Raw genomic sequence first — 14,795 nt, forward strand, 5'->3', positions numbered from 1 at the left:
GAGGACGGCGCTAGGGTGAATGCGATTCAATGATTTTCAAGATCGCTTGCAAATCCCCGCGAAGTTTTTTGGCCACCTCCCTCGGAGGTAACTTCGCCGCCGCGCGTCCCCGCCGGGCCCAGTATCGCTTGACGCCCTCCAGCGTATGCCCTTCCTCATAGAGCATGCGCTTGATTTCCAGGACCGTTTCGATGTCCCGCTGCACGTACAGCCGCTGATTTCCGCGGCTCTTTTTCGGTTTGAGAAAACTGAACTCCGACTCCCAGAAACGAAGCACGTAGGCGGGCAGTTTGGTCAATTGGCTCACTTCGCCGATTTTATAGAAAACCTTGCTCCCCAGCCTGGGCTCAGTTCCCATGACCGGCCCTCCTGGTGCTCGACGATGTGGGTGAGGCAACGTTACGAATTGACGTACTTCTTGAATACTTGGCTTGGCCGGAATGTCACCACGCGGCGCGGCGTAATACCGATTTCTTCGCCGGTCCGAGGATTCCGACCTTTGCGCGCGCCCTTGCTGCGCACGACGAAGTTGCCGAACCCGGCGATCTTGACCGATTCCCCTTTTTGCAAGACGGACTTCAAGAGATTGAGCACCAATTCCACGATGTCTGCCGCTTCGTTTTTGGAAATGCCGACCTGCTTGAAAATCTCGTTTGCAATATCAGCCTTTCTCATGCCACCCCCCTACGCGACCACAGCGCGTCGCCGCACGGTGCCCGGGACCCCTCCCATGTGCGGCGAGTTTTGCTTAAGTTACGTGAGGTTAGGAACTCTGTCAAGAATAAATATTGCGAAGCGGCGTCGGTAAGCTCAATCCTTCGACAGGAGCTTGTATTCGATACTGTCCGCGAGGGCCTGCCAGGTGGCCTCCATGATATTCTCAGACACCCCGACTGTTCCCCATTTATCCTTATGGTCGCCCGATTCGATCAAGACCCGCACCTTGGATTCGGTTCCTTTATTGGCAGCCAGCACACGAACTTTATAGTCCAGCAGTTTGACTTCCCTGAGCTGAGGATAGAACTTTTCCAAGGACTTACGAAGGGCATGGTCCAGGGCGTTCACCGGCCCGGCTCCTACGGCAGCCGTATGTTCCACCACCTCTCCCACCTTGACCATGACCGTCGCCTCGGACAAGGGCGCGCCGTTGTCCTGCTTCTTTTCCACAATGACGCGGAACCCCAATAACTGAAACGAGGGCTTATGGCTCCCCATCGCCTTCCGCATCAGCAGTTCAAAGGAACCTTCCGCCCCTTCGAATTGGTAGCCCTGGCTTTCCCGTTCCTTGAGGGTGTCGACCAGCTCCTGCACCTTGGCATGATTCTTTGAGAGCTTGATGCCGTAGGCTTCGATCTTTTCCAAGAGGCCGCTCCGGCCGGCGTAATCGGACACCAACATCCGTTGTCGGTTGCCGACTTTCGCCGGATCGATATGTTCGTAGGTCGCGGCGTTCTTGAGCACCGCATGGATATGCACGCCGCCCTTATGGGCAAAGGCGCTGTCGCCGACATACGGCTGGTGTTTGTTCGGCATCAAATTGGCGATTTCGGTCACGAATCCCGACACCTCTTTCAGATGGCTCAAGCGGTCGCTCAACGCCGGCCGCTTCATTTTCAGCTCGAGATTCGGAATGATCGAACAGAGGTTCGCGTTGCCGCACCGCTCTCCGATTCCATTGATCGTGCCTTGTACTTGAACGATGCCCGTCTCGATCGCCACGAGCGAGTTGGCCACCGCCATCTCGCAGTCGTTATGCGCATGAATCCCCAGCGGCACGCGGCACTCCCGCTGCACGACTTCGCAAATTTTTCTGATCTCCCACGGCATCGTCCCGCCGTTGGTATCGCACAGGATGACCCGTTCCGCCCCGGCTTCCACCGCCTTGCGGATCGTATCCAGCGCGTACTCGGGATTCGTCTTGTAGCCGTCGAAGAAATGTTCGGCGTCGTAGAAGACCCGTCGGCCCTTGCCGCGCAGGTAGGCCACCGAATCACCGATCAGTTCGAGATTTTTCGCGAGTGAGATGCCGAGCGCGTCGGTGACGTGCAACGACCAGGTCTTGCCGAACAAGGTGATGGTCTTCGTCTCGGCCGCCAGCAACGCCTGCAGATTCGGATCTTTATGGACTGAATTACTGGCCTTTCTCGTCGAGCCGAACGCGATCACGGTCGCGTGCTTCAAGGGAATGGTCTTGATCATCCGGAAGAATTCGATATCTTTCGGATTCGCGCCGGGCCAGCCGCCTTCGATGAAATGCACGCCCAGCTCGTCCAGCTTCTGCGCCACCCGCACCTTGTCGTCGGCGGAAAAGGTCACATCTTCAGCCTGCGCGCCGTCGCGCAAGGTCGTGTCGTAGATTTCCAGCGCCGCCATCCGGTCGGCGGGCAGGCGGAGCTCCGGAGCGGAAGGCCGCCCGGCTGGGCCGCGCGACGGTCGTGTGTGTCGGGGCATGGGAAGAGAGGGTATCAGGTGGACGGCTGCTCTGTCGAGAGCGGGTTGGGCTACCGGCCCTGATCCAGCCCGAACGCGGAGTGTAGCGAGCGCATGGCGAGCTCAAGGTACTTTTCGTCGATCACGCACGAGATTTTGATCTCGGAGGTGCTGATCATCATGATATTGATGCCCTCGCGCGACAGGACTTCGAACATTTTCGCCGCCACGCCCGAATGCGACCGCATCCCGACGCCGATCAGCGACACTTTGGCGATCGCTTCCGTCACCGACACCGATTTGGCGTCGATGTCCTTCGCCACCTCTTGTACGAGCGTCACGGCCTTCTTGAGGTCCGCACGCGGCACGGTGAAGGACAGGTCGGTGAGCGCCGCCTGGCTCATGTTCTGGATGATCATGTCCACGTTGATGTTGGCCTGCGCGACCTTGCCGAAAATTTGCGCGGCGATCCCCGGCTTGTCGGGCACCCCGATGATCGTGATCTTGGCTTGATTGCGGTCCCCGGTGACCCCGGCCACCGCCACTGCTTCCATATCCGCGTCTTCCTTGGTCACGAGGGTCCCCTTTCCTTCCTTGAAGCTCGAATTGACCTCCACCGGCACGTTGAATTTGGCCGCAAACTCCACCGATCTGGTCTGGAGCACTTTGGCGCCGAGGCTCGCCATTTCGAGCATCTCCTCATAGGCGATCTTGCCGATCCGTTTGGCCGCCGGCACGATATTGGGATCCGCCGTGTAAACTCCATCCACATCGGTAAAGATGATGCAGCGGTCCGCCTTCAAGGCCGCAGCCAAGGCGACGGCCGATAAATCGGACCCCCCCCGTCCCAACGTCGTCACGTCAGAATGTTCGTTGATGCCTTGAAAACCGGCCACCACCGGAATCACGCCTTTGCTCAACGCTTCGCGGATGCGATCGGCGGTCACGCGGGCGATCCGCGCCTTCGTGTGCGCATTGTCGGTGATGATGCCCACCTGCCGCCCAGTGAACGACCGGGCGTTCAACCCGCGCCCGCGCAATTCCATCGCCAGCAGTGCGATGGTCACCCGCTCGCCGGTGGAAAGCAGCATGTCCAGCTCACGGTCGTCTGGATTGGGCGTGGCCTCGTGGGCCAATCGAATCAATCGATCCGTTTCGCCGCTCATCGCCGACAACACGACGACGACCTGATGTCCGTCGCGATGCGTCTGCGCCACCCGGTCGGCGACACGGTGAATCCGCTCAATCGTCCCGACCGACGTGCCCCCGTATTTTTGAACGATCAACGCCATCCGATGTCAGCTTTTCGAGAAGAACTTCGTGACAAATTTGGTGGCGTCGCGGGCGGGCGTTTTGGCGGCCTGCGCATCCTGTTCGGTGAACCGCCGCCCCGGGGCCGCAGCCGCCTTGCCGGCCCCTTCGCCGAACGCGTAGAACGCCTGCCCCTGCGCGCCCTCGCCATGATCGCAGACGACCAGGAACCGGTAAGGCCCGCGTTTGGCCAGCCCCTCTGTCAACGGGCCGACGAGATCGCGGTCAAATTCCTCAATGCCGCCGACCTTCGCCTTGATATCCGTGCCATGCACCACTTCGTCGGTCAATCCGGCATGGACATACACGAAATCCTTCTTCGCGAATTCTTCGAGCGCGACCGCGGCCTTGGCACGGAGGTCTCCCCCGGCGAGACGGTCGGGATCGACGGCATCGAGGCCGGCGCAGATTCCCACGCCGCGGTGGACGTCGCTGGTGGCCACCATCGATCCGGCCACGCGATATTTTTCCGTCAGGCTCGGCCACGCCACCGCACGCCCCTCCCCCCACAGCCAGACGCAATTGGCCGGCTTCTTCCCGGCCGCCAGACGTTCCTCGTTGACCGGATGATCGCGCAGGATGAGATACGACGCGTCCATCAGCTTCCGCAGAATGTCGGCCCCGTCGCCGGCCGGCAGCGCGTCGCCGATGGAACGGCCGAGCACCGATTGCGGATCGACACAGATGGCCCGCGGTTTGCCGTTGACCCAGACCATCAAGTGCCGATGGCCGGCGCCCGGATAGAATTGAATGGTCTCGGACCCCAGTTGCTCATTGATCGCATCGATCAGCTCGCGGGCCTCTTCCGTTTCGATCAACCCGGCCGTCGCGTCGTCCATCACGACGTGGGGGCCGAGCTTCTTAAAGTCGCTCCCGACCTTCCCGCCGTCCGGCCTCAGCGTGACCATGGTGCAGCGGTACACGACATCGTGCTCCGTCACCGAAACGCCTAAGCTCGCCGCTTCCAACGGGCCGGGGCCCTGATAGAATTTTTTGGGGTCATAGCCCAGGATCGCGGTGCCGCTGAGCCCGCTGCCATGGCGGGTTGCGTCGCTCGGGAAGACGAGCAGGCCGAGTTCTCCCTGTTGCGCGAGACGGTCGAGGTGGGGAGTCGCCGAAGCCTGCAGCGGTGTGCGCCCGCCGAGTTCCGGCCGAGGATGATCGGCCATCCCCTCGGCATGCACGATCACATATTTCATTCCGCCCACCGGTCTCTCACACGTTCAGCAATCGGGCAACGTCCTCGCGTGTCGCCTTCACCGTCAACGGCTTCGTCGACACACTGATGGCGGTGTCGGCGTCTTTCAATCCATGCCCGGTCAGCGTGCAGACCACCGTCGCCCCTTCCCGGAGCGCGCCCGCCCGCTGTAGTTTCGCCACCCCCGCCACCGAGGCGGCGGACGCCGGCTCGCAAAACACCCCTTCCGTCGCCGCCACCGTCGCGTAGGCCTGGAGAATCTCCTCGTCGGTCACCATGTCGATCGCGCCGGCGGACTCCTCGACGGCTTTCAACGCCGACGCCCAGCTGGCCGGATTGCCGATGCGGATCGCCGTGGCCACGGTCTGCGGCTCCTCGACCACCCGGCCCAGGACGATCGGCGCCGCGCCCGCCGCTTGGAACCCCATCATGCGGGGCAATCTGGTGATCTGGTTGGCGGTGCGGTATTCCTGATACCCCTTCCAATAGGCGGTGATGTTGCCGGCGTTGCCGACCGGCAGCACGTGGAGATTCGGCGCGTCTCCCAACTGATCGCAGACCTCGAAGGCCGCCGTCTTCTGACCTTCGATGCGATAGGGATTCAAGGAATTGACGAGCTCGATGTGGTGGGACGCCGAGAGATCCTTCACGATGGCCAGCGCCTGGTCGAAATTCCCTTCGATCTGAATGACCGTGGCGCGATGCATCATCGCCTGGGACAATTTGCCCATCGCGATCTTGCCGGCCGGGATGAGCACGTAGACCGCCAACCCCGCCCGCGCCCCGTAAGCCGCCGCCGAGGCCGAGGTGTTGCCGGTGGAGGCGCACATCACGGCCCGGGCACCGGCTTCCACGGCCTTGGACATGGCCATCGTCATACCCCGGTCTTTGAACGATCCGGTCGGATTCACCCCTTCGAACTTCAGGTACAGATCGACGCCGGGAGCGATGGTTTTGGCCAATCGCGCCGCCCGAATGAGCGGCGTGTTGCCTTCCTCCAGACTGATCACGGGCGTACTGTCCGTGACCGACAGAAACTTGCGGTATTCCTCGATGATGCCGCGCCAGCGCGTCATGCCGTTACTCGTCCTTGCCTTCCACCCGGATGAGCGCGGTGGGTTCGGAGATGAAGGGCTTGCGGTTGATCTCGCGGAGGGCGGTTTGGACGTCGCGTTCCTGCGCCATGTGCGTTTTGATCACCACGGGCACCGTCTGCCCTTCGCGGCGTCCCTGCTGAAGCATCGACGAGATGCTGATGCCGCAGCGGCCCAGCTCGCCCGCGATCTGCGCGAGCACGCCGGGGCGATCCACCACCATGAAACGCAGGTAGTAGAGCGAGCTGATTTCTTCCATCGGCTTCATGCGCAAGGGCCGGCGCTGATCCTGTTGGAACGACGCGGCCGGCACGCGGCCGACGGCGCCCGCCAGGATATTGCGCCCGATGGCGATGACATCGCTCACGACGGCGCTCCCCGTCGGCAGCGAGCCGGCGCCCCGGCCGTAGAGCACGACGTCGCCCACGGCGTCGCCGACCAATTGGATCGCGTTGTACACGCCTCCCACCTCCGCGATGGGGGAGCCGGACGGCAGCATGGTCGGATGCACGCGGGCCTCCACTTCGCCGTCCACCAACTTGGCGATGCCGAGCAACTTGATCGTAAACCCGAATTCCTTGGCGTAGGCGATGTCGGTGGCCGTGATATGGGTGATGCCCTCGGTGTAAATCTCTTTGAAATTGACCGGCGTCCCGTAGGCGAGACTGACGAGAATGGCCAGCTTATGCGCCGAATCGATCCCGGCGACGTCAAACGTCGGATCGGCTTCGGCGTAGCCGGCCTGCTGCGCGTCCTTGAGCACCGCCTCGAAGCTCTGGCCCTCCTGCGTCATGCGGGAGAGGATATAGTTGGACGTGCCGTTGATGATTCCGTAAATCGACTGAATGGTATTGCCGGCCAGTCCCTCGGTCAGGGCGCGGATGACCGGAATGCCGCCGCCCACGCTCGCCTCGAAGGCCAGCTCGACGCCCTTGCGGGCCGCCGCGTCGAACAGTTCTTCCCCATGCAGCGCCAGCAACGCCTTGTTCGCCGTCACCACATGTTTGCCGGCGGCGATCGCGTCGAGGATGACCCGCTTGGCCGCCTCGTACCCGCCGATCAATTCGACCACGACATCCACGGAAGGATCGTGGATGACGTGTTTGGCATCGGTGGTCAAGAGGCCGGCCGGAAGGGTGATCCCGCGATCCCGGGTCACATCCAAATCGGCGATGCGGACCAGGTCCACCGGAACGCCGACCCGACGACGGATGAGCGCGGCGTTTTCTAACAGGATCTTCGCCACGCCGGTCCCCACCGTGCCGAAGCCGATGATGCCGACTCCGATGCGCGCCTTCATTCTTCGGCTCCGTCGAGCTTGAGCGCTTTGCGGATGCCCCGCACGGCCTGGCGCGTCCGATGCTCGTTCTCCACCAGCCCGAAGCGCACATATTCGTCGCCGCCTTCGCCGAATCCGATTCCCGGCGACACCGCCACCTTCGCTTCTTTCAGCAGCAGCTTGGAGAATTCCAACGAACCCATATGGCGGTACGGGAGCGGAATGCGCGCCCACACGAACATCGTCGCCAGCGGTTTCGTCACCTGCCAGCCGATCCGGTTCAAGCCGCCGACCAAGGCGTCGCGCCGCTTCTGATAGCGCACTACCGTTTCCTTGACACAATCCTGCGGCCCGTTCAAGGCGATCACGCTGGCGATCTGGATCGGCTGGAAAATTCCGTAGTCGAGATAACTCTTGATCTTCGCCAGCGCGCCCACCACCTCGCGGTTGCCGACACAGAAGCCCACCCGCCAGCCCGGCATGTTATAGGCTTTGGAGAGGGTGTAGAACTCCACGCCGATGTCCTTGGCCCCGTCCACCTGCAGGAAGCTCGGCGCCTTGTAGCCGTCGAAGACCAGATCGGCGTAGGCCAGATCGTGAATGACGATGACGTTGTGCTCTTTGGCGAACGCGACAATCTTTTTGAAAAACTCCAGATTGACGACGGCCGTCGTCGGATTGTGCGGAAAATTGATGACCAGGATTTTGGGGCGCGGAAAAGTCTGCCGATAGACGCGCGTGAGATCCTCGAAAAAATCGCTGTCCTGGCGGAGCTCGATCCCGCGGACTTCCCCGCCGGCGATGATGAAACTGTACATGTGGATCGGATAGGTCGGCGTGGGCGTGAGGACCACGTCGCCGGGACCGATCATGGCCAAGGCCAGATGGGCCAGCCCTTCCTTGGAGCCGATCGTGACGATGGCTTCCGTTTCCGGATCCAGATCCACGTCATAGTTGCGCTTGTACCACCCGCAGATGGCGTGGCGCAGCTTCGTGATCCCGCGCGAGGCCGAGTACCGATGGTTTTTCCCTTTGCGGGCCGCCTCGATCATTTTCTCGACGATGTGGGGGGGGGTCGGCTGATCGGGATTGCCCATCCCGAAGTCGATAATGTCCTCTCCCCGCTGCCGAGCCTCCAGCTTAAGGGATTGGACCTGTGCGAACACGTAGGGAGGCAGCCGCTTGATTCGATAAAACCCGTCGCCCAACCCCATGGGGATCCTTTTCGGTGCGAAGTCAACCACGGCCGCTCACGATCGGACAATCGGAAGCCGTTGGAAGGGCCTATTCTAATGGAGCGCTTCCGGCCGAGTCAATTTGCACGTGATTCTGTGGGGTTGGGATTTTTTCCCGGCAACCGCCCGCCTCCCCCCACGCAGCACGGCTGGTTGGTCCGTTCTTGCCCCTGATCGCGCCTTTCTGATAGTAATACCCCGTTCCACCACCCCATACATCTTTCGACTCTCCTTGGTTCCCGACAGGTCGAACGGAGGCAGCATGGCCCGGCTGGGCGTCAACATCGATCACGTCGCGACCCTTAGGCAAGCCCGCGGGGGGACGGAGCCGGATCCGCTGGCTGCCGCAGTACTGGTGGAGTTGGCGGGGGCCGACGGCCTGGTGGTCCATCTGCGCGAAGATCGCCGGCATATCCAGGACAAAGACCTCCAACTGTTGCGTGAAATCGCGCGCACGAAACTCGACCTCGAAATGGCGGCCGACGAAGCGATGGCGAAGCTCGCCTTGAGTGTGAAGCCCGACCTCGTCACCTTGGTTCCGGAAAAGCGCCAGGAACTGACGACCGAAGGCGGACTCGACGTCGCGGGGCAGCGGGACCGGATGCAGTCGATCATCACGATGCTCCACGACGGCGGCATTCCGGTCAGTGTGTTCATCGAGCCCGATTTGAATCAGGTGAAAGCGGCGCACAAGATTTCCGCCGATTTTGTGGAGCTCCATACGGGCCGGTACGCCAACGCCACCCGTTCGAAGGAAGCGGACGCCGAATTCGAAGCCATCACGCAGGCGGCGAAGCTGGCCTACAAGCTGGGCATCGGCGTCAACGCGGGCCATGGATTGAATTATCGCAACGTGAAGCGTCTGACCCATATCCCGGAGATCGTGGAATACAACATCGGGCACAGCATTATCGCGCGGGCCGTGCTCGTCGGCCTGACGCAAGCCGTCAAAGAGATGAAGGCGCTGCTCAGCTGACCGACCGACCAGCACAGCCGGCGCCGGCTCCCGGCTTGCACCCGGCGACCTTGCCCATGACGTCATCGGTGCTTCATCACCATTTCACCGCCGCATAGTCGAGCCATGATGAAGATCATCACCAGCGCGCAGATGCAGGCGCTCGACCGCCGCACCATCACGGAAGCCGGCATTCCCGGCAAGACCTTGATGGAACGGGCGGGACACGCGGTCTCGGCGCGGCTGGAGGAGGTGTTCGGCTCCGTGCGCGGGAAACGCGTGACCGTTCTGTGCGGCAAAGGCAACAACGGCGGTGATGGATTCGTCGTGGCCCGGCTGCTTCACCGGAAGCAGGCCATGGTCCACGTGCTTGCGATGGCGTCTGTCGCGGAGTTGACTCCCGACGCCGCTTCCATGTACCGGCAGTTCACCCGTGTCGCCGGTACCTCCAGAACACGCCCGTATTCTTCAACCGAGCCTGTTCATACGCTCATACGGGGCAGCGATCTCATTGTCGACGCGTTATTGGGGACGGGGCTTTCAGCGGACGTGAGCGGCCGGTATGCGGACGCCATCGATGCCATCAATGGGGCGGGACGGCCCGTCGTCGCGGTGGATTTGCCCTCCGGGCTGCACGCCGACACCGGCAAGGTCTTGGGTCATGCGGTGCGGGCCGCCGTCACCGTCACGTTCGGGCTTCCGAAGTTGGGCCTGTACCTGAACCAGGGTATCGACCATGCCGGCCAGGTCACAGTCGCCGACATCGGCATTCCCCCCTCCTTCATCGATGAGGTCGACAGCCGGACGACGTTGGTGACCGGCTCGTTTGTGCAAAGGACCTTACCGGTCCGGAGGCCGTCCAGTCACAAAGGAACTTTCGGCCACGCGGGGCTGATCGCCGGATCGGTGGGGAAGACCGGCGCGGCGGCCATGGCCGCCCAAGCGGCGTTGCGTGTCGGCGCCGGTCTCGTGACCGTCGCCATCCCGTCGAGCGTGAACGATGTCTTGGAAGCCAAACTCCTGGAAGCGATGACGGCCCCCATGCCGGAGACGAAGGCTCGCACGTTCTCGCGAAACGCGTTCGAGCGGCTGTCCGCGTTCATCGCGGGACGGACGGCCGTCGCGATCGGTCCGGGGCTCTCCACTCACCCCGAAACCGTGGAGCTCGTTCAGAGCCTCGTCAAACAACTGGCGAAGCCCGCCGTGCTCGATGCCGACGCCTTGAACGCGCTGGCCGGGCGGGCGTCGCTCTTGACCGAATGTAAACAGCCGCCGATCCTCACGCCGCATCCCGGCGAAATGGCACGGCTGGAACCGGATGCGACGGCCCAGTCGGTGAACGCCGATCGCATCGGCACCGCCACCCGATTTGCGCGGGAGCGCGGGGTCTTTCTCGTGTTGAAAGGCGCCCGCACGGTTATTGCTCGACCGGACGGTGCGGTTGCGATTTGTCCGACCGGCAACCCGGGAATGGCGACGGCCGGGACGGGCGACGTGTTGACCGGCATGACCGTCGGCCTCTTGGCTCAAGGCCTGCCGCCGTGGGAAGCGGCCTGCGTTGCCACCTACCTGCATGGATATGCCGGCGACCTCACCGCCGCGGCGCTCGGGCCGGCCGGTATGGTAGCCGGAGATGTCATCGCTCAGATTCCTCACGCGCTCAAGGCTTGCCATGAAGGCTAAGCGCGTCTCTGTCCCGAGAGCCCGGCGCGGAGACCGTCCACGCGCGCAGCGGCGCGGCAGTGCGGCCGATACCGCGACGCGGGTGAGCTTGCCTTCCGGCGCGGCGACCGAGACGCTGGGACGGTCGATCGGACAGGCGGCCCGAGGTGGAGAGGTGTTGGCCTTGGTCGGCGAGTTGGGAGCGGGCAAGACGTCTTTGGTCAGAGGGATTGCGGATGGGCTCCAAGCATCGGCGGCGGTCAGCAGTCCCACCTTTGTGTTGATCCATGAATATCAGGGCCGGCTTCCTCTGGTCCATGTCGATCTCTATCGGTTGCGGAGCGAAGCCGAGGCCGAGACCATCGGATTACAGGAATATTTCGACGGCCGCGCGGTCACGGCCATTGAATGGGCGGATCGTTTTCCCGCCTTGCTTCCGGCGGATCGCCTCGATGTGCGCCTGTTGCATGTCAGCCCGACCGCCAGAACGGCCGAGTTGTCGGCGCGCGGACCCGCATCGCGGGCGCTGCTGAACCGGATGAGGGCCATCCGGCGCACCCCGGGATCCGGGCGCCGGCGTGCCGGAAAGGCGGGACGATGATACGGTTGATCCTCGTCGGCGTCCTGCTGCTCCTCTCGTTGGCGTTCTTTCTGCAGAACCAGGAACAGGAAGTGACGCTCCGCTATTTCTTCGGATTGATGGAAGCGTCAACGCCGATCTACAAGCCCATTCTCACCGCCTTTGTGATGGGGCTGCTGGTCGCGGGCATCCTCTTGTTCCCGCCCTGGGTGCGCAGCCGCATCGAATTGCGCCGCAAGACGAAAACCCTCCAGGAGGCCGAGGTGGATCTCGAGCGCCTGCGCCTCTCACTCGAGAAGCTGTCAGCTCGGCCGCCGGGCCAAGCGCCGCTGGAACCGTCGCAGGATCTGGCCGATGAGTGACAGCGACGCCAGCCCGCTCATGCGCCAGTACTTGGAGATCAAGCGGGGGTATCCCGAGGCGATCCTGTTTTTCCGCGTGGGCGATTTCTATGAAATGTTCTTCGAAGACGCGCAGGAGGCGTCCCGCCTGTTGTCGATCGCCCTCACGTCGCGGGACAAGAACAGTCCCGTTCCCGTCCCGCTGTGCGGGGTGCCGTACCATGCCGCCACGGGCTACATCGCCAAGCTCCTGAAGGCCGGGCGCACCGTGGCCCTCTGCGAGCAGGTCGAAGATCCGAAACTCGCCAAAGGTCTGGTCCGGCGGGAAGTCGTCCGGCTCTACACGCCCGGCACGCTCGTCGATACGGAATTTCTCTCGCCGGTCGAGTCCAACTATCTGGTCGCGCTCGCCTGTCGATCGGCCTCGACGCAGGGTCTGTCCATCGGCCTCGCGGCGTTGGACGTCTCGACCGGCGAATTTTGGATCACGGAGTTCGCCGGCCCTCGCGCCCTCTCTCAAGCCTCGGACGAATTGACCAGGCTGGAACCGCGCGAGGTGCTGTTCCCTTCCGGGGCGGACCGCCGGCTGATGGAGTGGCTGGGACAGATGAAAGCGGCACGTTTGTGCGAGCGCCCGGTCGCATCGTTCGATCACCACCAGGCTGTCCGGATGTTGCTGCGGCAGTTCCGCCTTCAAACGCCGGATGCTCTGGGGTGTCAGGGGCTGTCCGTCGCACTGGGGGCGGCGGGGGCCGTCCTGCACTACTTCCGCGACACACAGCCGACCGCGCCGCTCGACCACATCCGCCGCCTGGCAGTCCGATGGGACAACGAGACGATGCATCTGGACAGCGTGACGATCCGAAATTTGGAGCTCTTGAAGCCCCTGGCGGCTCCCGACACCGGACAGGATCCGCGACCGGCCACGCTCCTGTCCGTGGTGGACCGTACCGTCACGGCGATGGGCGGCCGGCTGCTACGGCAATGGCTCGTGCGGCCGCTGATTCAATCCCCTCTCATCGCGGCTCGGCTCGACGCAGTCGGCGAGCTGAAGGAACGGATGCAGGAACGGGTGGCGCTACGAACGGCGCTGCGCGGCGTCCAGGACATCGCCCGCCTCGGCAGCCGTCTGGTGCTGGGCCTCGCCGGCCCCCGCGAGTTGCTGGCATTGAAGCAGTCGCTGGCGGCCATGCCGGAGATTCTCGCACAGCTCACCGCGCTGCGGAGTCCGCTGATCGTCGAAACCAGACAGTCCTGGGACGACGGCCGGGACATGTACGACCTCATCGAGCAGGCCATCCAGCCGGAGGCCCCGTTGTCCGCCCGGGACGGTAACGTCATCCGGGACGGCTACGATCCCCGGGTCGATGAATGGCGCAAGGCCAGCAAAGATGGGAAAGGCTGGATCGCCGGGCTGGAGCACCAGGAGCGCGCGCGGACGGGCATCGAATCGTTGAAGGTGCGCTACAACCAGGTCTTCGGCTACTACATCGAAATCACCAAGGCGAATCTGAGCCGGGTGCCGCTCGACTATATCCGCAAACAGACGCTCGTCAACGCCGAGCGCTTCATGACCCCCGAGCTCAAGGAGCTGGAGGAGCGCGTCACCGGCGCGGACGCCAAGCTCCTGGCGCTTGAACAGGAGTTGTTCGCCGCGGTCCGCGAGCGCTTGGCCAGGGAGTCGCACAGGTTGGAGGCGATGGCCCGGACGCTTTCGCTGATCGACGTCCTGAGCGGGCTGGCCGAAGTCGCGGCTCTCCACCGCTATACCAAGCCCGCAGTGGACGAGAGCGGCGTGATCGCCATCCGCAACGGCCGCCATCCCGTCGTCGAACGGCTCGTTCCCGACTTGGCGTTCGTACCGAACGACACCGAGTTGAATCTCGGAGACCATCGCCTGTTGATCCTCACCGGTCCCAATATGGCGGGGAAAAGTACGTACCTTCGCCAGGTCGCGTTGATTGTGCTGTTGGCGCAGATGGGGAGCTTCGTGCCGGCGGATGAGGCGCGGATCGGACTGGTCGATCGCATCTTCACCCGCGTGGGAGCTTCAGACAACTTGGCCGGCGGTCACAGCACCTTCATGGTGGAGATGGTCGAAACCGCCGGGATCTTGAGCAATGCCACGGCGCGCAGCCTGATTTTATTGGACGAAATCGGCCGCGGCACCAGCACCTACGACGGGTTGAGCATCGCGTGGGCGGTCGCGGAACATATCCACGATCGCACGCAACTGGGCGCGCGCACCTTATTTGCCACTCACTACCATGAGATGACGCAGTTGGAGCAGCAGCGGGAGGGGATCAAGAACTATCGGGTGGCGGTGCAGGAACGAGATGGCGACGTGGTCTTCCTCAGAAAAATCGTTCCGGGAGGCGCGGATCGGAGTTACGGCATTCATGTGGCCCAACTGGCGGGACTTCCTCCCTCGGTGATCTCCCGGGCGCAAGAAGTGCTGAGGCAGCTCGAACAATCCGACGCCGCACCGGCCGGTCTCTTCCCGCAACAGGCCACCCGGACGACGGAGCCCCTTCCCCAGCCCCATCCGATCGTCGAGGAAATGAAGCAGATCGATTTATTTTCGATGACCCCGCTCGATGCGCTGAACCGGCTGGCCGAGCTGCAGCGCAGGATTCTGCCGGACACCCGCACATCGACAGACAAATAAAAAGCGGCCGCCCCGTGAGGAGCGGCCGCTCTTGGTTCATCC

Annotated in this window: 13 protein-coding genes; 5 read left to right on the plus strand and 8 right to left on the minus strand. The window is 63.0% G+C overall.

All coding sequences use genetic code 11. From position 1 onward, the window contains the following. Nucleotides 1–10: 10 nt before the first annotated feature. From NITMOv2_RS20505 to alaC, 8 genes are all read right to left on the minus strand, one after another. A complete protein-coding gene (locus NITMOv2_RS20505) occupies nucleotides 11–358 on the minus strand; it encodes a MerR family transcriptional regulator (RefSeq protein WP_053381626.1) in 348 nt (115 codons plus the stop codon). Between the two features lie 41 nt (nucleotides 359–399). Then, complete coding sequence (locus tag NITMOv2_RS20510) at nucleotides 400–675, minus strand: integration host factor subunit alpha (RefSeq protein WP_053381627.1); 276 nt, start codon at nucleotides 673–675, stop codon at nucleotides 400–402. Nucleotides 676–810: 135 nt separating this feature from the next. Continuing rightward, nucleotides 811–2,373, minus strand: a complete 1,563-nt coding sequence (cimA, locus tag NITMOv2_RS20515) for a citramalate synthase (protein ID WP_053381628.1) — start codon at nucleotides 2,371–2,373, stop codon at nucleotides 811–813. Between the two features lie 128 nt (nucleotides 2,374–2,501). Continuing rightward, nucleotides 2,502–3,722, minus strand: coding sequence for an aspartate kinase (locus NITMOv2_RS20520; RefSeq protein ID WP_053381629.1), 1,221 nt, complete (start codon nucleotides 3,720–3,722; stop codon nucleotides 2,502–2,504). A gap of 6 nt (nucleotides 3,723–3,728) precedes the next feature. Then, on the minus strand, nucleotides 3,729–4,940 hold the full coding sequence (gene apgM, locus NITMOv2_RS20525; protein ID WP_145976458.1) for a 2,3-bisphosphoglycerate-independent phosphoglycerate mutase: 1,212 nt from the start codon (nucleotides 4,938–4,940) through the stop codon (nucleotides 3,729–3,731). Between the two features lie 16 nt (nucleotides 4,941–4,956). Then, nucleotides 4,957–6,015 carry a threonine synthase gene (gene thrC, locus NITMOv2_RS20530; RefSeq protein ID WP_053381631.1) on the minus strand — a complete coding sequence of 353 codons (1,059 nt, stop codon included), beginning with the start codon at nucleotides 6,013–6,015 and terminating at the stop codon, nucleotides 4,957–4,959. Nucleotides 6,016–6,019: 4 nt separating this feature from the next. After that, a complete protein-coding gene (locus NITMOv2_RS20535) occupies nucleotides 6,020–7,333 on the minus strand; it encodes a homoserine dehydrogenase (protein WP_053381632.1) in 1,314 nt (437 codons plus the stop codon). After that, nucleotides 7,330–8,526: an alanine transaminase gene (gene alaC, locus NITMOv2_RS20540; protein WP_053381633.1), complete on the minus strand. Its 1,197-nt coding sequence runs from the start codon at nucleotides 8,524–8,526 to the stop codon at nucleotides 7,330–7,332. Before alaC ends, NITMOv2_RS20535 begins: the two co-directional genes overlap by 4 nt. 283 nt (nucleotides 8,527–8,809) lie before the next feature. Between alaC and NITMOv2_RS20545 the strand changes: the two genes are divergently transcribed. The 5 genes from NITMOv2_RS20545 (at nucleotide 8,810) to mutS (ending at nucleotide 14,753) form a co-directional block, all read left to right on the plus strand. Beyond that, nucleotides 8,810–9,523 carry a pyridoxine 5'-phosphate synthase gene (locus tag NITMOv2_RS20545; RefSeq protein ID WP_053381634.1) on the plus strand — a complete coding sequence of 238 codons (714 nt, stop codon included), beginning with the start codon at nucleotides 8,810–8,812 and terminating at the stop codon, nucleotides 9,521–9,523. A gap of 105 nt (nucleotides 9,524–9,628) precedes the next feature. Beyond that, entirely contained in the window at nucleotides 9,629–11,185 is a 1,557-nt protein-coding gene (locus NITMOv2_RS20550; RefSeq protein WP_053381635.1) for a bifunctional ADP-dependent NAD(P)H-hydrate dehydratase/NAD(P)H-hydrate epimerase, read from the plus strand. Next, nucleotides 11,175–11,765, plus strand: a complete 591-nt coding sequence (gene tsaE, locus NITMOv2_RS20555; RefSeq protein ID WP_083448261.1) for a tRNA (adenosine(37)-N6)-threonylcarbamoyltransferase complex ATPase subunit type 1 TsaE — start codon at nucleotides 11,175–11,177, stop codon at nucleotides 11,763–11,765. Before NITMOv2_RS20550 ends, tsaE begins: the two co-directional genes overlap by 11 nt. Next, nucleotides 11,762–12,106, plus strand: a complete 345-nt coding sequence (locus tag NITMOv2_RS20560) for a LapA family protein (protein WP_053381636.1) — start codon at nucleotides 11,762–11,764, stop codon at nucleotides 12,104–12,106. Before tsaE ends, NITMOv2_RS20560 begins: the two co-directional genes overlap by 4 nt. Continuing rightward, the gene (gene mutS / locus NITMOv2_RS20565) at nucleotides 12,099–14,753 is read left to right on the plus strand and encodes a DNA mismatch repair protein MutS (protein WP_053381637.1); all 2,655 of its coding nucleotides are present in this window, start codon (nucleotides 12,099–12,101) and stop codon (nucleotides 14,751–14,753) included. The genes NITMOv2_RS20560 and mutS overlap by 8 nt, the downstream gene beginning before the upstream one ends. Nucleotides 14,754–14,795: the final 42 nt, after the last annotated feature.

The sequence above is a fragment of the Nitrospira moscoviensis genome, assembly GCF_001273775.1.
Taxonomy (GTDB): Bacteria; Nitrospirota; Nitrospiria; order Nitrospirales; family Nitrospiraceae; genus Nitrospira_D; species Nitrospira_D moscoviensis.

Bases quoted from the DNA above. Each gene is read 5' to 3' on its own strand.
- tsaE (WP_083448261.1), top strand. From the start codon at position 11,175: ATGAAGGCTAAGCGCGTCTCTGTCCCGAGAGCCCGGCGCGGAGACCGT.
- apgM (WP_145976458.1), bottom strand. From the start codon at position 4,940: ATGAAATATGTGATCGTGCATGCCGAGGGGATGGCCGATCATCCTCGG.
- NITMOv2_RS20550 (WP_053381635.1), top strand. From the start codon at position 9,629: ATGATGAAGATCATCACCAGCGCGCAGATGCAGGCGCTCGACCGCCGC.
- mutS (WP_053381637.1), top strand. From the start codon at position 12,099: ATGAGTGACAGCGACGCCAGCCCGCTCATGCGCCAGTACTTGGAGATC.
- NITMOv2_RS20505 (WP_053381626.1), bottom strand. From the start codon at position 358: ATGGGAACTGAGCCCAGGCTGGGGAGCAAGGTTTTCTATAAAATCGGC.
- thrC (WP_053381631.1), bottom strand. From the start codon at position 6,015: ATGACGCGCTGGCGCGGCATCATCGAGGAATACCGCAAGTTTCTGTCG.
- NITMOv2_RS20560 (WP_053381636.1), top strand. From the start codon at position 11,762: ATGATACGGTTGATCCTCGTCGGCGTCCTGCTGCTCCTCTCGTTGGCG.
- NITMOv2_RS20535 (WP_053381632.1), bottom strand. From the start codon at position 7,333: ATGAAGGCGCGCATCGGAGTCGGCATCATCGGCTTCGGCACGGTGGGG.
- NITMOv2_RS20520 (WP_053381629.1), bottom strand. From the start codon at position 3,722: ATGGCGTTGATCGTTCAAAAATACGGGGGCACGTCGGTCGGGACGATT.
- NITMOv2_RS20545 (WP_053381634.1), top strand. From the start codon at position 8,810: ATGGCCCGGCTGGGCGTCAACATCGATCACGTCGCGACCCTTAGGCAA.
- NITMOv2_RS20510 (WP_053381627.1), bottom strand. From the start codon at position 675: ATGAGAAAGGCTGATATTGCAAACGAGATTTTCAAGCAGGTCGGCATT.
- alaC (WP_053381633.1), bottom strand. From the start codon at position 8,526: ATGGGGTTGGGCGACGGGTTTTATCGAATCAAGCGGCTGCCTCCCTAC.
- cimA (WP_053381628.1), bottom strand. From the start codon at position 2,373: ATGGCGGCGCTGGAAATCTACGACACGACCTTGCGCGACGGCGCGCAG.